The sequence below is a fragment of the Bradyrhizobium sp. 2TAF24 genome (assembly GCF_052115025.1).
Lineage (GTDB): Bacteria > Pseudomonadota > Alphaproteobacteria > Rhizobiales > Xanthobacteraceae > Bradyrhizobium_A.
The window spans coordinates 76,139-102,076 of sequence record NZ_JBFRFW010000002.1; the positions used below are offsets into that span (position 1 = coordinate 76,139).

Sequence of the window (25,938 nt, forward strand, 5' to 3'; positions counted from 1 at the left end):
GACCGGCGGCCGTTTCCTCGACAATACGCTAGGGAATCTGCGCCATAACGTCGGCAGCCGCAGTCGCTCCGGCCGAGCCAAGCAGCTTACAAAGCAGATCGAGGACGAGACGGGCCGTCTGCTGCCGTCGGTCGCGAAGAGGATTGAGCTCGACCACGTCCAGCGATCGCACCAGGCCGGACTCCCGCAGAGCCGCCATCACGACAGAGATATCCTCGACCGAAAGCCCCCCCGCGACCGGCGTGCCCGTGCCCGGGGCCAGCACCGGGTCGAGAACATCGACATCGAAGCTGACATGTAGCACGCCGTTACACGCTTTCACCCGCCCGATCAGTTGCCGGATCAGGTCCGAGACACCGGCTGTCGCGATCCGCGACATGTCGATCACACGGAGTCGGCGCTCCTCCAGGAGCTGCTGTTCCAGGACGTCGATCGATCGGGCGCCGAATATCTCCATTCGCTCCGGCGCGATCGACACGCGGGGCTCATGGTCAAGAAGCCTCTCGAAACCCGGCTCACCGCAGAGGAAGGCGGCCGACATGCCGTGCATGTTGCCGCTCGGCGAGATCGCGGGCGTGTTGAAATCGGCATGCGCATCGAGCCACAGCACGAACAGCGGCCGTCCGATATCATCCCAGTAGCGCGCGACCCCATTGATCGATCCCATCGACAGGCTGTGATCGCCGCCCAGAAAGATGGGGACGACGCCCGGTTCGCATAGCCCGTAGGCACGCGCGCTGAGGACCCGAACCCAGGCCTGGATCTCGCGATAGTGCTTTGCGTTGGGCGGCCCTGGATGGTCCAGAGGATGCAGCTCGCTCCCGGATACATCGCCATGGTCCGTGACCGTCACGCCGTTGGCTTCCAGAACGGAGATCAGCCCGGCGCTCCGTAACGCTGCCGGGCCTTTCGCCGTTCCGCGTCGTGAAGCGCCGATTTCCACCGGGACGCCCAGCAGCGCAACCGCCGAATGATGCAAAGGAGCCACCGACGGCGCCATCATATGGCTGGATGATACGATCCCGTTGGGTCCGCCGTCAGCCATCCTTGCCCTCCTCCGGCGCATCGACGCCTGACAGCCCGGCGGCAAAGCGAGACCTCACCGCCAGGAGGACGCCGCGATCAGGCGGCAACCGCGATCTTGCGCGGACTCGCCGCATGCTCCTTCAAGACGGTATCGGACGCATCGACCTCCTTGAGCAGGACGTCGTAGCTCCAGAGATCCGCCAGATGCTGCAGCACGCGCTTGGCGTCGACTTCATCGAGCAGGCTGCCGTTGATGACCTGATGGCGGAGCAGCAGGCGGCGGTCCCCGGCAAGATCGACGTCGACCACCTCGATATTGGGCTCGATCTGGCCGACATCGTATTGGCGCGCCAGTTCGCGCCGGATCCGGCGATAGCCGCGCTCGTTGTGGATGGCCTCCACCTCGATTCCTTCATGCCGCGCCGGATCGTCGTGCAGGTGGAACATGCGCATGTGGCGGATCAGCCGCGGGCTGAGGAACTGGCTGATGAAGCTCTCGTCGCGGTAGTTGGCCCAGATATCACGCAGCACGCCCATGGCATCGCCGGTGCCGGCGATATCCGGGAACCAGGCGCGATCCTCGTCATCCGGTTCGGTCACGATCCGCTCGATATCCTGCATCATGGCGAAGCCAAGCGCATACGGGTTGAAGCCCGAGTATCTGGGATCATCGAAGTTCGGCTGGAATACCACGTTGGTATGCGACTGCAGGAATTCGAGAAAGTTGCCATCCGACAACCGCCCCTGCCGGTGCAGGCGGTTCATGATCTGATAGTGAACGTAGGTCGCGGTGCCCTCGTTCATCACCTTGGTCAGGCCCTGCGGATAGAAGTACTGAGCGATGTGGCGGACGATCCGCAACAATTCGCGCTGCCAGGACTGCAGCCGCGGCGCCGACTTCTCAAGAAAATACAGCACGTTCTCCTGCGGCAGCCCGAGCAAGGCACGGCGGCGGTCGATGCTGAGTTCGGAAGCGCTTTTGCCGGGCCCCGACGGCACCGTGCGCCACAGATCGTTGAAGCTGCGTTCCTTATGATTGCGGCGTTCCTGCTCGCGCTTCTCTTCCGCGCGCAGGTCGATGGTCTTCTTGCCGGGATAGCGAAAGACGCCGTGCGACATCAGCGCATGGGCGGCGTCGAGCGTTCGCTCGACCGCGAGCGAGCCGTGATGCTCCTCGCATTGAGCGACATAGGTCTTGGCGAAATTCAGATAGTCGAGAATGCCCTCGGCATCGGTCCATTGCCGGAACAGGTAATTGTTCTTGAAGAAATGATTATGGCCGAAAGCCGCGTGGGCAATGACCAGCGTCTGCATCGTCGCTGTATTTTCCTCCATCAGGTAGGAGATGCAGGGCGACGAGTTGATCACGATCTCATAGGCGAGGCCCATCAGGCCCTTGCGATAGAAGGCCTCGTGATGGGCGAAATGCTTGCCGAACGACCAGTGCTTGTAGAATAGCGGCATCCCGATCGAGGAATAGGCGTCGAGCATCTGCTCGGCGGTGATGACCTCGATCTGATTCGGATACACGCTGAGGCCAAGTTCACCGAGCGCGATGTCTTCGCAGGCATCATGAATGCGCTGCAGAGTCTGGAAATCCCAGTCCGCACCACGGAACAGGAGGGAACCGGTGGAGGATGCTGTCACGGGGCAACCTTCTCCTGCTTGCGCCGGCGCTGGAACAGATCGTGGAAGACCGGAAAGATCTCGCTGCGATCGCTGACCTTGCGCATCGACAGCGGCGCGCCATCCGCACACAGCTTCTTGTACAGCGTCCACAGCGCCGAGTCCGGCATATCGACCGGACCACCGGACTCGCTGACCTCGAGATAGGCGAAGTACTGAGTGACAGGCAGGATCATATTCGTCAGCAGACGCGCGGTCGTCTCGCTGTCGGAATAGGCATTATCGCCGTCCGAACTCTGGGCGGCGTAAATATTCCAATCCGCCGGGTGAAAGCGGGTCCGGACGACCTCGTTCATCACTTCCAGTGCGCTCGATACCAGCGTGCCGCCCGATGCCGGATTGCGGAAGAACGTTTCCTCGTCGACTTCCTCGGCGCGATCGGTATGCCGGATGAACACGATCTCGACATGACGGTAGCGCCGGGTGAGGAAGACGTAGAGCAGCATGTAAAACCGCTTAGCGAGGTCTTTCATGTGCTCGGACATCGACCCCGACACGTCCATCAGGCAGAACATCACCGCTTGTGCGACAGGCTTCGGCACCGTCTCGAAGCGCCGGTAGCGGATGTCAATGGGATCGATGAACGGAATCCGCTTGGTCTTGGCCCGCAAGGCCTCGATCTCCGCCAGCAGCTCCGCGCGCCGTTCCTCGTCACAGGTTTCGAGCTCGGCCTCCATCCGCTCGATGGTCTCGGTTCTCGGCCGGCGCAGCGCGATCCGCCGCGCTGTGGCAAGCTTCACCGTCCGACTGATCGACAGGTTTGCGGGCGAGCCGGAAATCGAGTACCCGGCGCGCCGGATACCCTCGTGCTCGACCTCGGTGAGTCGCCGCTTGGCAAGATCAGGCAGCTCGAGATCATCCAGGAAAAGATCAAGGAACTCCTCGCGGGTGAGCACGAAGCGGAAGGCATCCTCGCTGTCGCCCTCGCCCGCCTCCTTCGGCCTGCCGCCAGCTCCGCCACTCGGGCGCGGCAGGATATCGCCCTCGACAAACTTCTTGTTGCCCGGCAGCACGAAGTCGCGGGTTCCTGCGCTGCGGCGCAGACGCGGCTCGTTGGTGCCGTCGAGCGGAATGCTGACCTCTCCGCCCTCCAGCACGTCCTTGATGTCGCGCTTCTGCGAGGTGTCCTTCACCGCCCGCTGAATCAACGCCTTGGCCCGGCGCAGAAAACGCTGACGGTTTTCCAGACTCTTACTACCCGGGTTCAGGCGTCGATCAACGATATGCATTGCCACCTTCGCGTTTGCGCTCAGCCAGCCTGCTTGACCCTCATGTACCACTCGACGAGACGCCGCACCTGCCGCTCCGTATAGCCGCGGTCGACCATGCGCTCGACGAACTCGCCGTGCTTCTTTTCAGTCTCGCCGTCCCGCTTCGATCCGAACGAGATCACCGGAAGCAGGTCCTCGACCTGCGAGAAGATGCGCTTCTCGATGACTTCCCGGATCTTCTCGTAGCTGGTCCAGGTAGGGTTCTTGCCGCCATTCTGCGCCCGCGACCGGAGCGAGAATTTGACGATCTCGTTGCGGAAGTCCTTGGGGTTGGCGATGCCGGCAGGCTTCTCGATCTTCGTCAGTTCCTGGTTCAGCAGCTCGCGATCGAGCAGCTGGCCGGTATCGGGATCCTTGAAATCCTGATCCTCGATCCAGGCATCGGCGTAGTCGACATAGCGGTCGAACAGGTTCTGGCCGTAGTCGGCGTAGGATTCCAGATAGGCCTTCTGGATTTCGTGGCCGATGAACTCCGCATAGCGCGGCACCAGTTCTGCCTTGATGAACTCCAGATAGCGCTTCTCAGTCTCGTCCGGGAGCTGCTCGCGGCGGATCGACTGCTCGAGGTTGTACATCAGATGCACCGGGTCGGCACCGACCTCGGCAGTGTCGTGGTTGAAGGTCGCAGCCAGCACCTTGAAAGCGAATCGGGTGGATACGCCGTCCATTCCCTCGTCGACGCCGGCGGCATCACGATATTCCTGCACGCTGCGCGCCTTGGGATCGGATTCCTTGAGGCTTTCGCCGTCATAAACCCGCATCTTGGCGAACAGGGTCGAATTGTCGTGCTTGCGCAGGCGCGACGACACTGTGAAGCGCGCGAGTGTCTCCAGCGTCGCCGGCGCGCAGGGAGCGCTGGCAAGTTCCGAACCCTGGATCAGCTTCTCATAGATCTTCTGCTCCTCGATCACCCGCAGGCAGTACGGAACCTTGATGACGCAGATACGATCGATGAAGGCTTCGTTGTTCTTGTTGCTCTTGAAGCTCTGCCACTCCGCCTCGTTGGAGTGGGCGAGGATGGTGCCGGTGAACGGGATCGCGCCGATATTCTCGGTCCCGATGTAGTTACCCTCCTGCGTCGCCGTCAGCAGCGGGTGCAACATCTTGATGGGCGCCTTGAACATCTCGACGAATTCGAGAATACCCTGATTGGCGCGATTGAGGCCGCCCGAGTAGCTGTAAGCGTCGGGATCATTCTGGGCGTAGGTTTCGAGCTTGCGGATATCGACCTTGCCGACCAGGGACGAGATGTCCTGGTTGTTCTCGTCACCCGGCTCGGTCTTGGCGACCGCGATCTGGCGCAACCGCGACGGCTGGATCTTGGCGACGCGGAACCGCGAGATGTCGCCACCGAATGCCTCAAGCCGCTTGTAGCACCACGGACTCATCAGCCCGGTGAGCCGGCGACGCGGAACACCGTAACGTTCCTCGAGGATCGTTCCCATCGTCTCGGGATCGAACAGGCTGAGCGGGCTCTCGAAAACCGGGCTCAACTCGTCGCCTGCCTTCAGCACATAGATCGGATGTACTTCCATCAACGACTTCAGTCGCTCGGCGAGCGACGACTTGCCGCCGCCGACCGGACCGAGCAGATAGAGAATCTGCTTGCGCTCCTCCAGACCCTGCGCGGCATGCCGGAAGAACGAGACGATGCGTTCGATCGTCTCCTCCATGCCGTAAAATCCCGAGAACGCCGGGTAGACTCGCATCGTCCGGTTCAAAAAAATTCGGCCAAGGCGCGCGTCCTTGGCCGTGTCGATCATCTGAGGTTCGCCGATGGCAGCTAAGATCCGCTCCGCCGCATTCGCATATCGCATAGGATCGCCGCGGCAGGATTCCAGATACTCCGACATCGACATGTCGGCTTCGCTACGTGCCTCGAACGAGCGAGCGAAGGCGTTGAACAGAGAATCGTTGTACATGACCCCGTCTCCTTAAGCCCCGTCATTCGGCATGCCGAGCGACGACGTTCGTGCAGCGGTCATCAAAGCTGCACATTCAATCGACGAATCAGCAGCACAGTTAAGCGATTGGACACCCGCAAGACGTCCTTCCGCAATACAGGAATTAGGCAGACGCATGTTTCATTCCTGTGCTGTTGCCAAAAAGTTCGGCGGCAGCGGGATGCGTTCGCAGCTCACGTACATGAACGACATAGCCCGATACCCGTCTGGTTAACGTTCTCGAAGCGGTCGCCGCACGCCGCGCATCACGAACTGGCAGCACTCTTCATTCGCTGGTGCTGCACGCCATGCGGTGGCTGTCAGTGGAAACGGCCCAACGAATAGGCAGTTCCTCTTCCCTTTTGACATGTGTACGCGTGCGGCGAATTCAATGGCGTGCCTTGCCGCAGCCTCGCGCAGGCCGAACTTTCAGCCGCCGGCTCCTTCGCCTCCCCGCCGCATCGGGTCCAGGCGATCAAGGCTCTGGATTTGCTGCACAATCACGCGGGCGGCCGGCTGGACAAAAAGCGCCTGCAGCGATTGCGCGGCAGTCGCTCCTTGCGATATCCAGATCACGCCACCGCGGCGACGATGCCGCGACCGCCTTCCGTGCCAGGACCTCATGTTCAATCCCGCCGCGAACCCCGGAAATAAATCCCGCGCCGTTGCGCTGCTCAACAGCGTGTTTGGCCTCACGGCCTTTCGCGGGCCGCAGGAGCAGATCGTCAGCCACGTCAGCGGTGGCGGCAACTGTCTCGTGCTGATGCCGACCGGCGGCGGCAAATCGATCTGCTACCAGTTGCCGTCGCTGCTGCGCCAAGGATGCGGCATCGTGGTGTCGCCATTGATCGCCCTGATGCGCGATCAGGTCGCGAGCCTCACGGAAGCCGGCGTGAAGGCGGCAGTGCTCAATTCGACACTGTCGATGGAAGAAGCCTCCACGGTCGAAGCGCGCCTCGTTGCCGGCGACCTGGATCTGCTGTACGTCGCCCCCGAGCGGCTGGTGACGCCGCGCTGTCTTGCACTGCTGGCACGTAGCCGTCTCGCGCTGTTCGCCATCGACGAAGCGCATTGCGTGTCGCAATGGGGCCATGATTTCCGCCCCGAATATATCGGGCTGTCGATACTTGCCGAACGCTTTCCCGACGTGCCGCGCATCGCCCTCACCGCGACGGCGGACGAGATTACGCGGCGCGAGATCGCCGAGCGCCTGGCGCTCACCGATGCGCCCAGCTTCGTCGCGAGCTTCGACCGGCCGAATATCCGCTACGAGATCGTCGACAAGCGCAATCCGCGGACCCAGCTCGAAACGTTTATTTCCCGCCATCACGCCGGCCAGGCAGGCATCGTCTATTGCCTGTCGCGCGCCAAGGTCGAGGACACTGCCGCGGCCCTGGTCAAGGCCGGCATTCCGGCGCTGCCCTATCACGCCGGCCTCGACCCGGCGGTGCGCGCACGCAACCAGGACCGCTTCGTCAATGAGGACAGCCTGGTGATGGTGGCCACGGTGGCGTTCGGCATGGGCATCGACAAGCCGGATGTCCGCTTCGTCGCTCATCTCGACCTGCCGAAGAGCGTCGAGGCCTATTATCAGGAAACCGGCCGCGCCGGCCGCGATGGCAAGCCGTCCGTCGCATGGATGGCCTATGGTCTTGCCGATATCGTGCAGCAGCGGCGCATGATCGACGAATCGACTGGCTCCGATACCTTCAAGCGTGTCTCGATCGGCAAGCTGGACGCGCTGGTTGCGCTCGCGGAAACGCCGCATTGCCGTCGCACCCATTTACTTGGCTATTTCGGCGAAGCCGCGAAAGCAGCGAACTGTGGCAACTGCGACAACTGCCTGTCGCCACCGAGCATTACGGACGGCACGGTCATCGCACAGAAGCTGCTGTCATGCGCCTACCGCACCGGCCAGCGTTTTGGCGCCATGCACCTGATCGACGTGCTGAGCGGCCGCGCCACCGAGAAGGTCGGGCAGTTCGGCCACGACAAGCTGTCGGTATTCGGCATCGGCAGCGATCTCAACGACAAGCAGTGGCGCGCCGCGCTCCGCCAGGTCGTGGCACAGGGCCATCTGCGGGCCGACAGCGAGGCCTACGGCGCCCTGATGCTGACCGACACGGCGCGGGGCGTTCTCAAGGGAGAAACGCGCGTGATGCTGCGTGAGGAAACCTACTCCTCCGCCGCCGGGCGAAGCGCGAAGTCCAGGACGAAGCGCGATGCCGTACCTGCCGGCGCCGGCAGCGCCTTGCTGGACGCGCTGCGTTCCTGGCGGTCCGAGACGGCACGCAAGCGCGGCGTCCCGGCCTATGTCGTGCTGCATGACGCAACGCTCGAGAGCATCGCAGCGCTGCGCCCGGGGACCTTCCCGGAGCTTGGAGCGATTTCCGGCATCGGCGACAAGAAGCTCGAACGCTACGGTGAAGCGCTGCTGGCGCTGGTCGCGAGTTCCACGACGTAGCGCCGATACGCTGCGCGGGCGGCACAGAAAGTGACGAAAGTCATATTCCGCCCGGTTGGCGCGGCCCCTATGATCGAAGCGTGATCGAACCTCAGGCGAAACGCTGTCGCGCAGCAGGCTGGTTCTGACAGGAAGTACTTGTGATGAGACGTGCGCAGGAGGCTTTCGTGAACCACTCGCTCTACAGCGCAGATCGCATGACACATCTGAGAATCGTGGTTGTCGCGCTGGTTGCAGCCATCGCCGTTGCCGCCGTCGGCATCTCATCTCGTGTGAGCCAATCCGATGATCTGCGGGCCGGCGTCTTCAAGGCCCGCAACACTGTCGTGCTGACCAGCAACATGGCTTCGATGGTACGATAGCAGCTGAATTCGCGGAGCGTTTGATCCTCCTCAGGAGGCGCCCCGCAGATCGACAGCCGGCAACGGCTGAGGGGATTGCTGCAGAACGACCCAGGCAACGACCCCGTCCACCGTCACTCCGCGGAGTGGCATCAGTGAGAAAACGCCCGCCCCCACGGGCGTTTTCTTTTTGACGGACGGAGCCGCATGCGCCGGCCACCGCTAAAGCTGGCGGCGGCGAATGGTCTGAGCAAGCTCGACGAAACTCTCGACGATGCCGGCGCCGGTCTTGGCGCTGACCAACTTGACGTTCGACTTCGCGACCTCGGCGAGACGCATGGCGCTACCCGCAGCTTCCGGCAGATCGGTCTTGTTCAACAAGGCCCTGTAGGGGCGCCCCGGAAACCGGGTTTCGAAGCCGTGAATCAGCTCGATCATACGGGTGACCGTCTGCGGCCGCGTGACGTCCGACACGATGATCGCCGCGGACGCGCCAGTCACATAGACGGTGTCGAAGATCTGCGTTCCAAAATCGCCGTCCGTATCCCACAACACGAACCGCGTCGGGTCTGCACCATCGCCCGGGATCGAGGGGACGTCATAGCTCAAGACCTCCACTCCCAAGGTGGTCTTGTATTGCCCGTCGAAGCGATCATAGACGACGCGGTACATGATCGATGTCTTGCCGACACCCATGTCACCAAGAAGCATCACTTTCGCCGTCAGCGTCATGGCGCAACTTCGGCCTGAAACACGTTTTCAAATGTGACGCGGCGGTTTCCGCCGACCGAAACGCCGACCCTGTCGGTGATTGGATTCGACGCCGAGCGCGACACCACGAACAGCCGCGAAGGCTCGATCCCGAGAGACGCCACACGCCGCATCACCTGTTCGGCTCGCTTGCGGCCAAGGACCTTGTTGCCCGCGTCCGATCCACTTTCGTCCGCATATCCGACGATACGCACGCGCAGATCGTTACCAGCGAGCAGTGCTGCGAGGTCCCGGATCTGGCGCGCGGCGTCATCACCATTGAGGAATTCGTCGCTATTGCCAAAAAAGATGGCCGCCGAAGCGATGAAGCGATTGAGACGTTCGGCTGGCCGGTCGACGACAGACTTCAGGCCGGCCTGTTGCTCATCCAGGCGGGCATCTTGCAGGCTTCGGGACTTCGTCTCTTCGGCGATCATCGTGCGCGTTTCAGCAGCGGCCACCTGCACTTCGGCAGCCGACCGCTGCAGGGCCGCGACATCAGAGCGCAGGGCCGCGAACGCCTCCAGGCCGGGCAGCACGCCGATACGGTTGACGACCCGGTACGGCGCCGCCGCCTGGGTGAGCCCCTCGATCAGCGGAGCAATCTCGACCTGGCTGGGCTCGATGCCAGACACCGAAACACTTCGGTTGCCGTGATCGAATTCCAGCCGCAGCGGAAATGATGCCAGCAACGGCTGCCTTGCCACCAGTTGCGCGACCGCCGCGTCCGTGCGGCGTTCGACCATGGTTCGGCTCACGAATGTTGCGAGTTGCCAGGCAAGTAGCGCAGCACCGAGAACGAGCAGGATGACGAGAGCAGCTCTTCCGCGCCGGCCTGCCTTCCTGGCCGGTGACAGGTCTGTTTCAATGGCCGCAGCCAGGGAGGCGAGCATCGTCGCATCGGCGGCCGTGCCGCGGTCAATGGTCTCGATCGTATCGAAGAAAAGCGAATTGATCCGCGCATCATCGGCCGGACGAAGAGGACCGAGGCATTCCGCCGCGAGAATGAACCGCGGCGACTCGCGAAGGACGACCGCCCGCCCGCCGAAATCGAGCGTTCGCAGGTTTCCCTCTCCGGCCAGCGCCTGAACTGAAAACTCGAGAATCGCCGCGACCATCGCGCTGAGCAAGTCCGCACGCTCGTCGACCGTGCCCTCACGCTTCCAGTCCGCGATCAGCCGGCCATTGCCGCGCTCGATGATCAGCAGCCGGTTGACACGGGCCGGCTGGCTGTTCGCCAGGACGAATTCGCTGATCGGACGCCCCGTCACCAGCGACTTGATGCGCCCGATCCAGAGCTCGGCCGACGTCAGCGCATTGATGCGCTGCTCGATGAACGACACCAGCTCCTTGAAAGAATTGGCGACCGCCGCACTCACCAGCCGCCCGGTGATGGGATAGAGCGCATCGATCATCTGCTCGCGCGAATTCCTGATCTCGCTCCGGATCGCAGACACCACCAGGGGCGCGATGGCATTGGCGAGCTCGCGCGGACGCTCGACTTCCGCGCGCTCCAGCGCGGCGACCAATATCTCTGCCGTCGCCGTTTCGAGACGATCAGCGGTACCAACATACTGCTGAAGGAAGGCAACATTGCCTTCCAGCGTCTGAAGGCGCGCGGCCTCGGGTTGAAGCAGCAGGGCTCTGAGCTGTTCGATTTCCCGGTTCTGGCCGGCAGCAGCTCCCATGCTACTTTCCCGCGCGGTCAGATCCCAATCCGGTGATGGCCGCACCAAGCTGCGAAATCGACGCACCGATATCCCTCAGCGACGCGAGCCGCTTGTGCTCGGTATCCTGCTCCAGCTGCTGGACCTTCGCTTGCAGCGAGGCCAGCTCCTTCGTGAAGTCGGCTTGGAGCTGCGCGAGGGATGCCAGCATCTCGTCCCGCAGGCCCGACAGATTGCTCTCGATGGAGCGCTGCGCGCCGCCGAACAAGAGATCACGAACCTGATCGATCGTTGTTTCCCCGCGCACAGCGGCATCCAACCCATTGGTCGGGGGCGCCGGATTCAACGATCCATCTGTCATTTTTACCTGGCGCTCAGTGCCCTTCATCGCAGTTCCCCGGTTATCCAACACTCCTCGTGCTCGCGGAGCTTCAGATAAAAAAACGAATTGATATGGTAGCTAATTCAGAAATTTCGACCCAGATCAAGCGCACAGCCGCTGCGTACGGAATTGACCATCGCACACAGCGGCTCCGCGAGACTTCTCTTAAGTGATTGTCTTCACTGCGAGTTCCGTTCTGTTTTTGACCTGACACTTGCCCAGGATCGTGCTGACATAGTTCTTCACCGTCCCCTCGGACAAATGCAGCTGCTCACCGATCTCGGTGTTGCTCTTGCCCTCGACGATGAGCTTGAGAATTTCATTCTCACGAGCGGTCAGCCCCTCCTGGGCAGACAGCTTCGCCGACGCGCGCGGGCGCCGCAGTCGCTTGAACTCATCGAGAATGCGCGCGGCCACGCTCGGCGACAGCCCGGACTGGCCGTTCGTAACCGCCCGGATGGTGGTCGCGATCTCCTCGGTCCTGGCATCCTTCAGCAGGTAGGCCTTCGCCCCGGCACTGACCGCCTCGAAGATCAGATCATTGGTCTCGAAGGTGGTCAGCACGACGATATTGGTCTGCGGAAACTCGCGAAGAATTCGCTGCGTCGCCGTGATGCCGTCGACGCGCGGCATCTGCAGATCCATCAGAATGACGTCCGGTCGGTATCGACGCGTGAATTCGATCGCCTGCTCGCCATCAGCGGCTCCCGCAACGATTTCAAGATCGTCGTTCTGCTGCGCGAGAAGCGTGGCAAGGCCCTCCCTGATCAATGCCTGATCTTCGGCGATCAGCACTCTGATCTTTTCGATATTGCTCACGGACGGTCCTATGATCTCGTCTATATCTGTCACATCCGGTGTGCGGTGATTTTCGATCTGCCGCAACTCAATTCACGAATGTCCCCGAAGACGGCACCACCGGCGGGATTGTCGCCGGAAGCGAAATCCGGACCAGCGTGCCTGCGCCGGGAGAGCTCTCCACCAGGCAATCTCCACCGACCAGCTCAGCAAATTCAGCCATGCCGATCAACCCGAAATGCCCGGGATGCGGCACCATCGGATCAAAGCCGCGCCCGTCGTCGCGAATCTCGACGACAAGCCTCTGGCCGGAGGCACTTCGCTCCGCCATCGCCCGGAATTGCACCCGCCGCGCGCGCGCATGCACCTCGACATTGCGCAACGCCTCGCTGAGAATGCGCTTCACCGTCATGCTGTGGTTGCGCAGCCCGTCACGCGTCCCGTCGTCGATGGACGCCGACACCTCGACGCCCGTCCGCGCCGTGAAATCCGACAGCATCTCTTCGACATCCGGCATCAACTCCAGCTCATCCGGCATCCTCAGGCGGGCGATGGCTTCGCGCGCACGAGCCAGACCGCTGATGGCGGCATCTTCGGCCGTCGCAAGGCCGTCGGCGACGCGAGCCGGATCGGTCGACAGGAAATGCCGAATCAGCCGGATCTGGGTCAGCAGAGAAACAATCGAATGCACGAGCGTATCGTGCAGGTCGCGCGCCAGACGCAGACGCGCCCGCGCCAGCGAGGCAAAACGCACCTCCGCGCTCGCGGCCTCGAGCTGCTGCTCGACCAGGCGCCGGGCTCGCCGTTCGCTCCCCAGCAGGACTTCCACCTGGCGCGCCGCGAAGTCCGGCATCGCAATCACAAGATAGTGCGACTGCGCCCCATTCCACAGAATGGTCGCTGTCACCGGCACGTCCATTCCGGACGACGCGCCGCGCACGCTGGCCAGCGCGATCATGTCCCGACGCCCTTCGGACAGCGCAGCCAGCTCGGCCTCCATCCCGACCAGCATCATGCATTGGCAGCAATCGTCCCCGATCGCCGGCAGCCATTCGACCAGACGACCGATTCTCTCCTGCACCACGTGATCGGCGCGGATGATGGCGAGCCCGATGACGCCGGCCTCTGCCGCCGGAAACAACTCAGCGCTGAGATCGATCATCCTTTCCCCGAACCCATTCCAAGGCTATCCGCCCGATACTGACGTACGCCCAGACCGGCGACAAACGAATATGACTTTCGTCATCTCCGATCGTGACTTTCGCCACATGTCGTCGAGTCCGCAAATGCGATTTTGATCTGGTGGTAACGGGGGGAGGCAGGCGTACCGGCATCGTTCTACCGCAGGCCCCCGCGATGCAAGCCATGAGTCGACGGATGACGGTCGTATTTCAAAAGCCACGGCGTGCTCGTCCCGGCGATTTGGCCAATGCGACAGGCAGCCCCAGAAGCGCTGCAATCACGGCGCGGCAGCAAGCGGCGCTTGGGGCAGCGCTCGCCGGACGTCTCCGCTTCTATCCCCGCGGCTATGCCGCGAGCGGATCGGGGCCGTTCTACACACAGCGAACCATTCTGTCGCTCACGCGCGCTGGTCTTCTGAAGCTCAGCACAACAATGCGCTTCGCAACGGCAACCAAGCGCGCGCGGGAAATCTATTCGAGCTGAGCGGCGAAACGAATGAGCGGAAGGAAACGCCGCAATCCTCACCTTGTTTCCGCGGTCTCGGAATGACCGGCCTGGACATCACCTTGGTACGAGTTGCCGCACACGACCAGTTCGGCGGCGAAAAGCGAGGACAAATGCTCCTGCTCTGGATCGGATCGGCAGTCATTGGAGGCGGCTTCTTCGCCGTCCTCTCAGGACTTCTGATGCTGGAGACACGATTCGGAAGTGCCCTGCTTGTCGGCGGACTGATCCTCTCCGCGTTCGGGCTTGCGGTCTGGGTGCTCGGCCTCGCGCTCCGGAAATGCGAGCGCCGGCCCCGCGGCGGCGTCACCGACATCCTGGGGACGCGGATTGCCCGCGAACCTCACCTCCCGATGTCCCCCTCCCCCCTCCGGGAGATTGGCAACTCGCTCGCGCATCCCCGTTGAGGCCGCGGCTGCGGAAACGCGCGCCGATGGGCCGCCCTGACGACGCGCAATCCGACATGGTCTGCCGGCTCGCGACGCCCGTGCAACGAGCGCCCAGCATCAAGTATTTGATTTTACGAAAGTTTCAGGGATCTCGTGGCGGAGAGAGCGGGATTCGAACCCGCGATACGGTTTCCCGTATACACACTTTCCAGGCGTGCGCCTTCAACCACTCGGCCACCTCTCCACGCGCCCTCTCATACGGAGCCGCCGGACTTTTGCAAGAGAGCGCGGGACGACAACGACACATTTCTACAAGATATTGATTTTGATTATTTATTTACCGCGCCTCGCTCGCCGCTTGACCGCTCCGATACGCCCATGCAGGGCAGGAATGACACCAGAGTGACGCCCGCTTCGCCCTTTTCGGCCTCCGGCCCGGCCGCCTGCTTGATTTTTGCCGGGTCAGCGGCGAGACCGGAGCTCGACACCAATGAGCCAGCCATGCCCGAAACGATCCTGCGTCTCCAGGGACTGAAATGCCCGCTGCCTGTCCTGCACACCCGCAAGGCGTTGCGCGCGCTCGCAAGCGGGGATGTGGTGGTGGTGGAATGCACCGACCCGATGACCGCAATCGACATCCCGGTGCTGCTGGGGCAGACCGGCGACATACTGGAAGCATCGGAGCAGCATGGCGACGTCCTGACCTTTCGGATCCGCAAGCCATGATCCCCACCCGGTCGCCAGGCGAATCGCGCGCCGCGGCTACCATGTCGCGCCGCTGATGCTGGCAGGTCTGTCCCTCGCAAATGCCCGAACCTGCCGGCGCGACGGCTCATCCGTGCGCTGCGATGACGGCCGGCGCCACCCGCCAATGACGGATTACTGCAGCCGGCCCGCGCCGACCGAGTAGAGCGGCCTCACCGCATGGCCGCCAAACATCGGCCTGGCGGCGACTATCGACCTGTCGGAGAGGTTGTGCGCGTCTTCGAGCGCTTCGACGAAGTCCGAGAACCACTGATGGATCGTGCCGGCGCGCAGCCGCTGCATCATCGCCTCCCAGCGCATGCGGCGTTCGGGCGCCGGCATGGTGAGGGCCGTCGAAATCGCGCGCGCCATGGCGTCGATGTCGTGCGGATTGACCAGCAGCGCCGCGTCCAGCTCGTTCGCCGCGCCGGCGAACTTCGACAGCACCAGCACCCCCGGATCGGTTGGATTCTGGGCCGCGACATATTCCTTGGCGACGAGATTCATGCCGTCATGCAGCGGCGTCACCACGCCGACCTGCGCCGCGCGATAGAACCCAGCCAGCACAGTCTGGCTGAAGCCCTTGCTGAGATAGCGGATCGGCGTCCAGTCCACTTCGCCATGGCGACCGTTCACCTCGGTGACAAGCTTGGCCAGTTCGTTCTGCAGATTGCCATAGGCTTCGATCCCGCCGCGGGATGGGGTCGCGATCTGCAACAGCGACACCGAACGCTTCAGAGACGGCTGCATCGACAGCAACCGGTCGAACGCATTGATGCGATTGACCAGCCCCTTGGAGTAATCGACGCGATCGACACCAATCGCCAGCCGCTCGCCGTGCAGGCTCATGCGCAGACGCGACACGTCGGGATGCGAAGCGGCCCGGGCGGCGTGCTGGGTGAACGCATCGACATCGATCCCGATGGGAAATACGGCAAGGCGCGACAGGCCATAGCGCGACGTCACCACGCCGTCCTCCACCTCGAGGCCGAGTTCGCCGCGCAAATAGTCGGCAAAATTCTCGCAGTCATCGTCGGTCTGGAAGCCGATGAGATTGTACGCGAGCATGGCGCCGATCAGCTCGCGATGGTTCGGCACGCCGCAAATCACCGCGCGCACCGGCCACGGCGTGTGCAGAAAGAAGCCAATCGGCTGCTGCACATTGAGATCACGCAGCTCGGCGCCCAGTGCGAGAAAGTGGTAATCTTGGATCCAGAACGCGGTGTCGGGCCGCCGGAAACGCAGCAGCGCCCGCGCCATGAACGCATTCACCTCACGATAGGACTGGTAGTCGTCGTTGGAGACGCGGATCAGGTCCGGACGCGAATGGAGCGCCGGCCAAAGGGCCGAATTGGCAAAACCCTCGTAGTAACCGCCATAGTGATCCGCCGGCAGGTCGAGCATGGCGATCGCACCCGCGCCCAACGACTCGATTCGAGGAAACGGATCCTTCAGCGCACCGTCACGAACGCGACCGCTGGAACCAACCCAAATCGCCCCGGACTTTTCCACCATCGGCAAGAGTGCCGCCGCCAAGCCCCCTGTCATGGGCTCGTTGGCCTTCGCGCGCGCCACGCGATTCGAGACGACAACGAGATTCACAGGCTGTTCTCCGATTTTTGATCGAGAGATAAACGGCCGTTCATCAATATGGTTCCTGACTGAACCGGACAGCGAACCGCTTCGTCAAGTCCCCGCGGTACCGCGCCGGAATTGCTTCAAAACCCTCAATTCTCGAAGGGTTTCGATTCATGAGCACCCGCACTCGCGGGAACTCGATGAATCGTCCGGCGGCCACCCTTCGTCCCAATTGAAGTCAAATTCAGGCAACGCCGCACGGGAACCGTGTTCCTTGGCGCTCAACGCACGACAGGCGCTGCATGCATGCGCCGGACACAGCTTGCGAAGCCGGCGCACCTCATCCGCGCCAGTAGCGATCTTCCCAGTTCCGCGACAGCTTCATGCCGGTGAGAATCAACCCGGCCATCGAATAGGTCTGTGGGAAGTTGCCGAACAGTGCACCGGATTTGGGATCGACATCCTCCGACAGCAATCCATACCGATTGCGGTGTGCCAGCGCGTCGACGAACAGCTCGCGCGCCTCTTCCCTGCGGCCGAGTGACCACCACGCATCGATCAGCCAGAACCGGCAGATCAAAAACGCCGTCACGGGAAGACCGAAATCGTCTTCGGCGGCGTAGCGCATCACATGCTTCTCCCGCAGCAATTCGCGCTCCATGGCGGCGACGGTCTTGACGAAACGCGGGTCGTCGACCTCGCAGACGCCGAGATCCGGCAGCAGCAGCACGCTGGCGTCGAGATCATCCGAACCGAACGCAGCGGTGAAGGCCTGCCGTTTCGGATTCCAGGCGCGCTCGATCAGCTCGGCGTGCAGCGGATCGGCAATCGCGTTCCAGTGCGCGGCGCGGTCGGCGAGACCGAGGCGGGTGGCGATCGCCGCCAGACGGTTGACCCCCGCCCAGCACATCGCCGACGAATGGGTGTGGACCCGCTGCCGCCCGCGATATTCCCAGATGCCGGCGTCAGGCGCGAGCGCCACCTTCGCCGCCTTGTGCCCAAGGGTCTCCAGCAGGCGAAACAGGCTTTCGTCGCCCGGCTTCGGCAAGCGCCGGTCGAAGAACAACGGCAGCGCCGCAAGAATCACGCTGCCATAGGTGTCGTGCTGGATCTGGTCCACCGCCGCGTTGCCGATCCGAACCGGGCCGTCGCCCCGGTAGCCCTGCAGATCTCCAGCGATCCATTCGTCGAGCGATAGCGTCGGCACGACGCTGTACACTGGCTTGAGGTCGTCATCGGCATTCGCGGCGATCGACAGCGTGAAGCCGATGAAGTCCTCCATGGTCTGGGTGGCACCGACGCGGTTGAGCGCCTTCACCACGAAGTAGGCGTCGCGTAGCCAGCAGTAGCGATAATCCCACGTGCGGCCCGAGCCCGGCGCTTCGGGAATGGACGTGGTATGGGCGGCGATGATGCCGCCGGTTTCCTCGAAATTCGACAGCTTCAGCGTGATCGCCGCGCGGATGATCGCTTCCTGCCAGTCGTAGGAAATATACAGACGCCGCACCCAATCGAGCCAATATGCCCTGGTCTGGTCGGCGAACGACGCGGCCGTGGAGGCGAGATCACCGGGGAACGGCTCGTCGGTGCCGAACACGAGGTGCAGCGGCCGCGTCAGCACGAAGGGTGATTCATTGTCAATCAGCGCCAATGGCCCGTCAGTGGTCATGCGGATCGCGAGATCGTCGTGCACGTAGCGGATGTGATTGCTGCCCATCGTGCGCCAGGCGAGCGGCTTGCCGTAGGCATGGGTCGGCCTGACACGGACGGTGATCCGCGGCAGACCGGCAATCGGCTCGATGATCCGGAACAGCTGCGGCGGCCGGAACATGCGGCCATACTGCCGAAACCGCGGCGCGAAATCCGTGACCCGCACCGCATTGCCATGATGGTCGGTCAGTATGGTCGAAACCAGCGCGGTGTTGCGAATGTAATCGGACTGCGCATCGACCATGCCGTCCAGCACCACGTCGGTGAATCCCTTCTCCTCATTGCCGGCGAGCAGGCGAGAAAAAATCGGGTCGGAATCGAACCGCGGATAGCACCACCACACCAGGCGCGCCGACGGGTCCACCAGCGCGGCCGTGCGGCCATTGCCGATCACGGCAAGGTCAAGTCCATGGTCAGTCATTATGCGGTCAATCCTTCGCGAACGAGCAGGCCTTCCAGCCAGGCGCGAACCTGGCGCGGGTTATCGAAATATCCGGCAACGCCGCGAGCATGACGCCCTACTGAAAACGCCAGCCCGCGCAGATCCGGCATGATGGCGAATACCGTTTCGTCGGTGACGTCGTCTCCGAGGAAAATCGGCACCCGTCCATTGAATGGGGCCCGCTGCATCAGGTCGCGCACCCCGCTGGCCTTGTCGAACCCCGCCGGCTTGATCTCGCACACCGCCTTGCCTGGCAGCACTTCGATTGGCGCCTGCGGCAGTTCGGCACGGATCATCGACACCGCATGATAGATCGCGCGCTCCGCCTCCGGCGCGAGACGATAGTGCAGCGCCAGCGAATAGCCCTTGTCCTCGAGCAGAACGCCGGGCGCGAGATCTGCGATCGCCGCAAACCGCCGCTTCAGGTCCGGGTCGATCGGCTGGATCGACGCCGGCACGATACGACCGCGGGCTACGGCCCGCGTCTCCGCACCATGTCCTCCAACCGCCGGAAACTGCGCAGGAGCAAAAATCTCATCGATATCGTCGATCGGGCGACCGCTGACCAGCGCGAGCGCCCCCGAGGTGCGCCCGAGCAGCGCTTCGATCGTCTGTCGCAATCCGGTGGGCACCCGCACATCACCGGGAGTGGGCGCGAGCTCCAGCAGGGTGCCATCGATATCGAGCAGCAGCGCGCACTCCTCCAGCGACGGAATCGTTGCCGCGACGAGGGGCGCGCTTTTCGCCACCGAGGATATCGGCAACTTCAAATCGGCGTCGTTCCGTATCATTCAACCATGCTCCTCGGCCGCGAGAGGCCGTGCAACGTCTTCGAGTGCGCGGCGTTCGGCGGGAATGCAGAACCGCCACGCGATCACAGCCGCTGCTACCATCAAAAATGCTCCCAAAAGATAGCCGGCGAACACACTGTTGCGTGAACCGCTCGCGATCAGCACGCCGAACAGCGCGGGGCCTGCCACGCCGCCGATCCCGGTTCCGATCGCGTAGAACAGCGCGATCGCCAGTGCCCGCACCTCGAGCGGAAACGTCTCGCTCACCGTGAGATACGCGGCACTCGCGGCCGGCGAGGCGAAGAAGAAGATGATCATCCAGCTGATCGTCTGGGTCTGCGCGCTCATCACGCCGATCGAGAACAGATAGCCGGACACGGCCAGCAGAAGTCCCGACACGCCATAGGTCAGCGCGATCATCGCGCGTCGTCCGAGACTGTCGAACAATCGTCCCAGCAGCAACGGCCCGAGGAAATTCCCTGCCGCGAACGGCAGGATGTACCAGCCGACCTGATCGGCCGCGATGCCGAAGAAATCGGTCAACACCAAGGCATAGGTGAAGAAGATCGCGTTGTAGAAGAACGCCTGTGCGGTCATCAACGCAAGGCCGACCATCGCGCGCTGGCGATAGGTCAGGAACAGCGTCCGCGCCACCTCGCGCAGCGCCGTATGCGATCGCATGGTGAGGCGGATCGCCGGCAGAGAGCCCGCCGACGGCGCAGCAGCGACGGAAGCTTCGATCTCGCTCACGATCTGCTGCGCGCGCGCCGGTTGACCGTGGATCATCAGCCAGCGCGGGCTCTCCGGAATCCACAAGCGCATCAGGAACACGACGAGACCCAATGTCGCACCGATCAGGAAAGCGAGCCGCCAGCCAAGATCGGGATCGATCATCGCGGGATTGAGCAGCACGATCGTTCCGACCGCGCCCATCGCGGCACCGATCCAGAAGCTGCCGTTGATGACGAGATCGGTCCATCCGCGAAAGCGCGCGGGCACCAACTCCTGAATGGTGGAGTTGATCGCGGTATACTCGCCGCCGATCCCCGCTCCCGTGAAAAAGCGAAACAGGCTGAAGCTCCACACATTCCACGACAGCGCCGTCGCCGCGGTGGCCGCGAGATAAAGCGACAGCGTGATGAAGAACAGTTTCTTGCGGCCGAGCCGGTCGGTGAACCAGCCAAACAGGAGGGCGCCGAGCACGGCGCCGCCGAGATAAGCGCTGCTGGCAAAGCCGATGTCGATGTTGTCGAAGCGCAACGTCGGGCTCTGTTTCAGCGCGCCCGACAGCGCTCCGGCCAGCGTCACCTCGAGACCATCGAGAATCCAGGTGATCCCGAGCGCGACCACCACGAGCGTGTGGAAGCTGCTCCACGGCAGGCGGTCCAGCCGCGCGGGAATGTCGGTGTCGATGACCCGCGCGCCCGCCGCCATCACATCACGCGCGCATACGTCCCCGCTGCTCCGGTCCGACCAGGCCAGCCCTGCATGATCCGCCGCAGTCATCATGCGTCCTTCCACCGCGCGCACCGATGGCACCACGGCGTGGACGCCTGAAGGGTTCGTGCGCGCCAGGTAATTCTGGGGTGACCGGTGATGGACAGACCCGCAATGAAACCGATCCGGAGCGCAGGCTCCAGAAGCTCAGCGCGATGGAACCGATATCGGCCCGTCGCGGGAGGGTAACGCCCGTCCGGCGGTCAGGTTCCCCGTTGGCAACACGTCCGGAACACGTAAAAAAAATCCCCCGGAGACCGCTCCGGGGGATCGCAACACGATGATTGCGGCTGAGAGCCGGTACGCAGGCTCAGGCGGCGCGAATGGTCGCCATGAAGCGGTCGAGTTCCTGGCGAAGCCGGGTGCTCTCGACCGACAAGGTCTGCGCCGAGTTCAGCACATCACCGGAGGCCGCGCCGGTTTCGCCGGCACCGCGGTTGACCTCGGTGATGCTGCCGGCGACCTCCTGGGTGCCCTTGGCGACGCTCTGGACGTTGCGGGCGATTTCCTGGGTCGCGGAACTCTGCTGTTCGACCGCGGTGGCGATGGTGGCGGCGATGCGCGAGATCTGGCCGATGGTCTGGCCGATCTCCTTGATCGCGGCAACCGACTCCTGGGTCGCAACCTGCATGCCGGTGATGTGCGAGGAGATCTCGTCGGTCGCCTTCGCGGTCTGGCTCGCAAGCGACTTCACCTCGCTCGCCACCACCGCGAAGCCTCGGCCGGCTTCGCCGGCGCGGGCAGCCTCGATGGTCGCGTTGAGTGCCAGCAGGTTGGTCTGCTCGGCGATCGCGGTAATCAGCTTGACCACGTCGCCGATCTGCTGCGCGGCGCGCGACAGCTTGGCGATGCGGGCGTCGGTCTCCTCTGCCTGAGACACCGCGGCGGCGGCGATCCGGCTGGATTCCTGCACCTGGCGGCCGATCTCATCGACCGACGCCGACAGCTCCTCGGTCGCCGAGGCGACCGACTGCACGTTGGACGACGCTTCCTCCGAAGCGCCGGCGACACGGCCGGACAGCTCCTGCGTGGTTTCGACGGTGCGGGTCAGCGTGCCGGCCGCGCTCTCGAGCTGGCTCGCCGACTGCGACACGTTGGAGACGATGCCGCCGACGGCCTCTTCGAAGTTGTCGGCGAAACGATGCAGCTCGGATCGGCGGGCGTCGCCACTCGCCTTGTTCTGGGCTTCTCGCTCTGCGGCGTCGCGCTCGGCCTTGGCGACGGCCTGCAGCTTGAACTCCTCGACAGCGCTCGCCATCTCGCCGATCTCGTCCTTGCGGCCGAGGCCCGGCAGCACGACGTCGAACTTGCCGGTCGCGAGCTCACGCATCGCCGCGCACATCCCGATCATCGGCCGGGAGATGCCCTGACCCAGGGTCCAGGCCAGCAGCGCACCGAACACCAGACCGCCGATGCCGAGCAGGGACACGAAGTTCTTGGTGTCCTGGGCGATGGCGTTGGACTGTTCGGAAATGCGGTCCTGCTGTGCCAGCAGACCATCCTTGACCACCTTGGCGTCCTTGGTGATGGCACCGGCCGATTCCGTCATCTGGGCGGTCAGTTCATCGACCTTCGCCGAGTTCTGGACGAACTTGGTGAAGGAGGTCTGGTAGCCGCCGAGCTGGTCGGCGATTTCCTTGATCTTGGCGCTCAGCTTCTCGTCACTCGAGGTGAGTGAGGCAAAGCTGTTCTTGAGCAGGTGAATGCGGGCCGTGGCGCTGTTCGCCACTGCCTGATCCGGCTTGACGATGAAGTTGGCGACGTTCGCGGTCACCGCCGCGGACTGCATCGCCATTTCCTTGACGCTGGCCTGGAACGAGGTCTGGCCGGCGAGCGCTGCGGTATCCGCGAGGTCCTCGAGGCGGTAGCGGAAGAAGTTGCCGAGCCGCAGCAGCTGGTTCGACGCGATGCCCGCATTCTCGGTCTTGATCTCGACGACCTGGGCGAACAGCCTCGTAAACTCATTGAACTTGCCGGCGAGCGTCGAAATCTTCGCCTTGTTGTCGCCGCTGCTGACACTCTCGGCTCGCTTGATCGCCTTGGCGAGGTCGCCTTCGGCGGAGCGGGCCGCCGATTCATCGGCCGCGTAGCCGGTCAGGGCGTAGTAACGCGCAAGTAACTGGTAGGCGGCAAGCTCGCGGTCAATGTCCCGCGCGGCGTCGGTCTCCGACACGATCGTATGGTAGGAACTGACCCCTGCGGAAATCCGCTCGAAGCCGAAATAGGCAACGCCCATGCTCACAGCCGAGAGGCCGAGCACCGTGACGAAGCCCAGCATGATCTTGGCGCGAAACCTCAAGTTGGACAAAAAGCCGGGTTTCTTTTGCGCCTGCGCGCCGTGCTTCTGCCCCCCGGCACCCCTGAACCAGCCCATTTGCGAACCACCCCAATCGATTGCCAAACGAAAGTGACCGGGATGGCCCCCGGTCACAGCGATACATCAAATTACAGCAAAATCGATAAGAGGGCGTAAACCTCTACCTCTGGTAGTGCGGTAAGGACCCGATCAGGCGGCCTGGTCGGCAGCTTTCGCCGCAGGCTTGGCCGGTGTGATCGCCGGCGCCTGCAGTTCCTGCCAGTCCGGTGCGAGCTGCAAGGCCGGCTCGGTCAGGGATTGCAGACGGGCCAGATCCATGCCCGAAACCATTTCCCGCACCACCAGCCCCTGCGGGGTGACGTCGATCACGGCGAGATTGGTGTAGATGCGCTTCACCACCCCCGGGGCGGTGAGCGGCAACGAGCAGCGGTGCTTGATCCGCGGCTCACCGGTCTTGCTGGTGTGCTCCATCAACACCCGAATGGCGCGGGCGCCAACCGCGAGGTCCATGGCGCCCCCCACCCCCGGCGGAAAGTCGGGGTCCTCTGTGGTCCAGTTGGCGAGATCACCGGAGCCGGAGACTTCGAAGGCGCCGAGCAGACTGATGTCGAGATGGCCGCCGCGGATCATCAGAAACGCATCGGCATGGTGAACGTAGCAACCGCCCTTGATCAGGGTGGTGTAGTTCTTGCCGGCATCGATCAGGTCGTCGTCCTCCTCACCGGGTTTCGGCGCCGGACCAAGGCCGAGCACGCCATTCTCGCTATGGAAGATCACCTCGCGTTCCGCCGGCACATAGCTCGCGGTCAACGTCGGAATGCCGATGCCAAGATTGACATAGGCCCCTTCGGGCAGGTCCTGGGCGGCGCGCCAGGCGATCTGGTGGCGGGTCAGCGGGGTCATGCGGCAGCTCCCGAGTATTTGGCGTAAAGCGGATGGTTCTTGGGCGGCAGGCGGCCGACCTCGACGATGCGATTGACAAAAATGCCCGGCGTCACCACCGCCTCGGGATCGAGGCTGCCGAGGTCGACCATGGTCTCGACCTCGACAATGGTGAGGTCAGCCGCCATGGCGCAGACCGGATTGAAGTTTCGGCTCGACTTCCGGTAGGTCAGATTGCCCCAGCGGTCGCCGCGCGCGGCCTTGACCAGCGCGACGTCGCCACGCAACGGCTTCTCGAACACATGCAGCCGTCCGTCGATGACGCGCGTCTCCTTGCCCTCGGCGAGCTTGGTGCCGGCCGACACCGGCGAGAAGAAGCCGCCCAGTCCTGCTGCAGCGCAGCGCATACGCTCACTGATGGTGCCCTGCGGCACCAGTTCCAGCTCGAGGCTCTTGCTGCGATAGGCATTGAGGAAGGCGCGGTAGTCACCGGACCGCGGATAGGAGCAGATCACCTTGCGGACGCGGCCAAGGTTGATCAGCCGCGCGAGACCATGCTCGTCGTTGCCGGCATTGTTGGCGACGATGGTGAGGTCGCGCGCGCCCTGGTCACACAGCGCCTCCAGCAGGTGGTCGGCAATGCCCACCGCTCCGAAGCCCGGGACCAGCACCACTGCGCCATCGCGGATATCCGCGACCGCCTCCCTGATGTCCTTGACCTGCTTGTCGATCACGCCGAACCTTTCCTTCCCACCTGGGGGCCGACGGCTGTCGCCCCGTCGTCATCTTTGTTTTGCCGTGCTGGATCTGTTGACCGGCATCGGTGTCGTGGCCGGCATTGTTTGCACCCACGTGACACTGCGACAAGGCCGCACGCCGCCGGCCCTGTACGCAAGTTTGTCATATCTCAGCGGGATCGCACGCCTGAAAAAGCTGCAGGCGGCCTCGGGCCGCACGCCGTGCGGTGGCAAACGCCGCTACGACCAAAATCGTGGTTGCAAAGCAACGACGCCCTGCTCTTTAATATTGGAACAATGAAAAGAACTTTTTGAGGGAGGATCGGCGTGCCAACAGTCAAACTGACGGTCAACGGCAAGGCGGTGTCCGCCGACGTTGAAGATCGCACCCTGCTCGTGAATCTGCTGCGCGATCATCTCGGCCTCACCGGCACACATGTCGGCTGTGATACCAGCCAGTGCGGCGCCTGCGTCGTTCATATCGACGGCCGCGCGGTCAAATCCTGCACCACGCTGGTCGGCCAGGCCGACGGCAGCAGCATTACCACGATCGAAGGCATTGCCACCGGCGACCAGCTACACCCGATGCAGGCGGCCTTCCGCGACAATCATGGCCTGCAGTGCGGCTATTGCACGCCGGGCATGATCATGAGCGCGATCGACATCGTCCATCGCCATGGCGGCAAGCTCGACGAGGCGACAGTCCGCCACGAGCTCGAGGGCAATATTTGCCGCTGCACGGGATATCACAACATCGTCAAGTCCGTGCTCGACGCCGCCGAGCGCATGAAGGTTTCCGTCGCGGCCGAATGAGCCGCGCCGCCGACTTGGTCTTCG

General features: G+C 63.3%; 24 protein-coding genes and 1 tRNA gene. 7 read left to right on the forward strand and 18 right to left on the reverse strand.

Going from position 1 to position 25,938, the window contains the following annotated elements; genetic code table 11:
- Positions 1 to 28: 28 nt before the first annotated feature.
- The 4 genes from rocF to AB4Z37_RS03610 form a co-directional block, all read right to left on the reverse strand.
- On the reverse strand, positions 29 to 1,000 hold the full coding sequence (gene rocF, locus AB4Z37_RS03595; RefSeq protein WP_441515760.1) for an arginase: 972 nt from the start codon (positions 998 to 1,000) through the stop codon (positions 29 to 31).
- Between the two features lie 122 nt (positions 1,001 to 1,122).
- Positions 1,123 to 2,673 carry a SpoVR family protein gene (locus tag AB4Z37_RS03600; protein ID WP_441515318.1) on the reverse strand — a complete coding sequence of 517 codons (1,551 nt, stop codon included), beginning with the start codon at positions 2,671 to 2,673 and terminating at the stop codon, positions 1,123 to 1,125.
- The gene (locus tag AB4Z37_RS03605; RefSeq protein WP_441515319.1) at positions 2,670 to 3,941 is read right to left on the reverse strand and encodes a YeaH/YhbH family protein; all 1,272 of its coding nucleotides are present in this window, start codon (positions 3,939 to 3,941) and stop codon (positions 2,670 to 2,672) included. The genes AB4Z37_RS03600 and AB4Z37_RS03605 overlap by 4 nt, the downstream gene beginning before the upstream one ends.
- Positions 3,942 to 3,961: 20 nt before the next feature.
- Positions 3,962 to 5,905, reverse strand: coding sequence for a PrkA family serine protein kinase (locus AB4Z37_RS03610; RefSeq protein ID WP_441515320.1), 1,944 nt, complete (start codon positions 5,903 to 5,905; stop codon positions 3,962 to 3,964).
- Between the two features lie 643 nt (positions 5,906 to 6,548).
- Between AB4Z37_RS03610 and recQ the strand changes: the two genes are divergently transcribed.
- Together recQ and AB4Z37_RS03620 are read left to right on the forward strand one after the other, a co-directional pair.
- The gene (gene recQ, locus AB4Z37_RS03615) at positions 6,549 to 8,390 is read left to right on the forward strand and encodes a DNA helicase RecQ (protein WP_441515321.1); all 1,842 of its coding nucleotides are present in this window, start codon (positions 6,549 to 6,551) and stop codon (positions 8,388 to 8,390) included.
- Between the two features lie 167 nt (positions 8,391 to 8,557).
- Positions 8,558 to 8,752, forward strand: coding sequence for a hypothetical protein (locus tag AB4Z37_RS03620; RefSeq protein ID WP_441515322.1), 195 nt, complete (start codon positions 8,558 to 8,560; stop codon positions 8,750 to 8,752).
- Positions 8,753 to 8,953: 201 nt separating this feature from the next.
- Here the strand turns inward: AB4Z37_RS03620 and AB4Z37_RS03625 are convergent, their stop codons facing one another.
- The 5 genes from AB4Z37_RS03625 to AB4Z37_RS03645 form a co-directional block, all read right to left on the reverse strand.
- Positions 8,954 to 9,463 (reverse strand): hypothetical protein, encoded by a 510-nt coding sequence (locus AB4Z37_RS03625; protein ID WP_441515323.1) that lies wholly within the window; start codon positions 9,461 to 9,463, stop codon positions 8,954 to 8,956.
- The gene (locus AB4Z37_RS03630; RefSeq protein ID WP_441515324.1) at positions 9,460 to 11,169 is read right to left on the reverse strand and encodes an OmpA family protein; all 1,710 of its coding nucleotides are present in this window, start codon (positions 11,167 to 11,169) and stop codon (positions 9,460 to 9,462) included. Before AB4Z37_RS03630 ends, AB4Z37_RS03625 begins: the two co-directional genes overlap by 4 nt.
- Before the next feature lies 1 nt (position 11,170).
- Positions 11,171 to 11,536 carry a hypothetical protein gene (locus AB4Z37_RS03635; protein ID WP_441515325.1) on the reverse strand — a complete coding sequence of 122 codons (366 nt, stop codon included), beginning with the start codon at positions 11,534 to 11,536 and terminating at the stop codon, positions 11,171 to 11,173.
- Positions 11,537 to 11,695: 159 nt separating this feature from the next.
- Positions 11,696 to 12,349: a response regulator transcription factor gene (locus AB4Z37_RS03640; protein WP_441515326.1), complete on the reverse strand. Its 654-nt coding sequence runs from the start codon at positions 12,347 to 12,349 to the stop codon at positions 11,696 to 11,698.
- A gap of 67 nt (positions 12,350 to 12,416) precedes the next feature.
- A complete protein-coding gene (locus AB4Z37_RS03645) occupies positions 12,417 to 13,490 on the reverse strand; it encodes a sensor histidine kinase (RefSeq protein ID WP_441515327.1) in 1,074 nt (357 codons plus the stop codon).
- 215 nt (positions 13,491 to 13,705) lie between these two features.
- Between AB4Z37_RS03645 and AB4Z37_RS03650 the strand changes: the two genes are divergently transcribed.
- Together AB4Z37_RS03650 and AB4Z37_RS03655 are read left to right on the forward strand one after the other, a co-directional pair.
- Positions 13,706 to 13,993, forward strand: a complete 288-nt coding sequence (locus tag AB4Z37_RS03650; protein WP_441515328.1) for a hypothetical protein — start codon at positions 13,706 to 13,708, stop codon at positions 13,991 to 13,993.
- Positions 13,994 to 14,055: 62 nt separating this feature from the next.
- Entirely contained in the window at positions 14,056 to 14,421 is a 366-nt protein-coding gene (locus tag AB4Z37_RS03655) for a hypothetical protein (RefSeq protein WP_441515329.1), read from the forward strand.
- A gap of 136 nt (positions 14,422 to 14,557) precedes the next feature.
- Here the strand turns inward: AB4Z37_RS03655 and AB4Z37_RS03660 are convergent.
- Positions 14,558 to 14,647: transfer RNA gene (locus AB4Z37_RS03660), tRNA-Ser, on the reverse strand.
- Between the two features lie 85 nt (positions 14,648 to 14,732).
- A complete protein-coding gene (locus AB4Z37_RS03665) occupies positions 14,733 to 14,906 on the reverse strand; it encodes a hypothetical protein (protein WP_441515330.1) in 174 nt (57 codons plus the stop codon).
- Between AB4Z37_RS03665 and AB4Z37_RS03670 the strand changes: the two genes are divergently transcribed.
- On the forward strand, positions 14,905 to 15,129 hold the full coding sequence (locus AB4Z37_RS03670; protein WP_441515331.1) for a sulfurtransferase TusA family protein: 225 nt from the start codon (positions 14,905 to 14,907) through the stop codon (positions 15,127 to 15,129). The two genes, AB4Z37_RS03665 and AB4Z37_RS03670, sit on opposite strands and share 2 nt — an antisense overlap.
- A gap of 153 nt (positions 15,130 to 15,282) precedes the next feature.
- Here the strand turns inward: AB4Z37_RS03670 and AB4Z37_RS03675 are convergent, their stop codons facing one another.
- From AB4Z37_RS03675 to AB4Z37_RS03705, 7 genes are all read right to left on the reverse strand, one after another.
- On the reverse strand, positions 15,283 to 16,749 hold the full coding sequence (locus tag AB4Z37_RS03675; protein WP_441515332.1) for an alpha,alpha-trehalose-phosphate synthase (UDP-forming): 1,467 nt from the start codon (positions 16,747 to 16,749) through the stop codon (positions 15,283 to 15,285).
- A gap of 316 nt (positions 16,750 to 17,065) precedes the next feature.
- Entirely contained in the window at positions 17,066 to 18,856 is a 1,791-nt protein-coding gene (locus AB4Z37_RS03680; protein ID WP_441515333.1) for a glycoside hydrolase family 15 protein, read from the reverse strand.
- The gene (gene otsB, locus AB4Z37_RS03685; RefSeq protein WP_441515334.1) at positions 18,856 to 19,668 is read right to left on the reverse strand and encodes a trehalose-phosphatase; all 813 of its coding nucleotides are present in this window, start codon (positions 19,666 to 19,668) and stop codon (positions 18,856 to 18,858) included. The genes AB4Z37_RS03680 and otsB overlap by 1 nt, the downstream gene beginning before the upstream one ends.
- Entirely contained in the window at positions 19,669 to 21,102 is a 1,434-nt protein-coding gene (locus AB4Z37_RS03690) for an MFS transporter (protein ID WP_441515335.1), read from the reverse strand. It lies immediately after the preceding gene.
- A 373-nt stretch (positions 21,103 to 21,475) separates the two neighbouring features.
- Positions 21,476 to 23,539, reverse strand: a complete 2,064-nt coding sequence (locus AB4Z37_RS03695; RefSeq protein ID WP_441515336.1) for a methyl-accepting chemotaxis protein — start codon at positions 23,537 to 23,539, stop codon at positions 21,476 to 21,478.
- Positions 23,540 to 23,671: 132 nt separating this feature from the next.
- Positions 23,672 to 24,385 (reverse strand): 3-oxoacid CoA-transferase subunit B, encoded by a 714-nt coding sequence (locus AB4Z37_RS03700; RefSeq protein ID WP_441515337.1) that lies wholly within the window; start codon positions 24,383 to 24,385, stop codon positions 23,672 to 23,674.
- A complete protein-coding gene (locus AB4Z37_RS03705) occupies positions 24,382 to 25,095 on the reverse strand; it encodes a 3-oxoacid CoA-transferase subunit A (protein ID WP_441515761.1) in 714 nt (237 codons plus the stop codon). Before AB4Z37_RS03705 ends, AB4Z37_RS03700 begins: the two co-directional genes overlap by 4 nt.
- 67 nt (positions 25,096 to 25,162) lie before the next feature.
- Between AB4Z37_RS03705 and AB4Z37_RS03710 the strand changes: the two genes are divergently transcribed.
- Complete coding sequence (locus AB4Z37_RS03710) at positions 25,163 to 25,402, forward strand: hypothetical protein (RefSeq protein ID WP_441515338.1); 240 nt, start codon at positions 25,163 to 25,165, stop codon at positions 25,400 to 25,402.
- Positions 25,403 to 25,428: 26 nt separating this feature from the next.
- Positions 25,429 to 25,914 (forward strand): (2Fe-2S)-binding protein, encoded by a 486-nt coding sequence (locus tag AB4Z37_RS03715; protein ID WP_441515339.1) that lies wholly within the window; start codon positions 25,429 to 25,431, stop codon positions 25,912 to 25,914.
- The last annotated feature ends 24 nt before the right edge of the window (positions 25,915 to 25,938 follow it).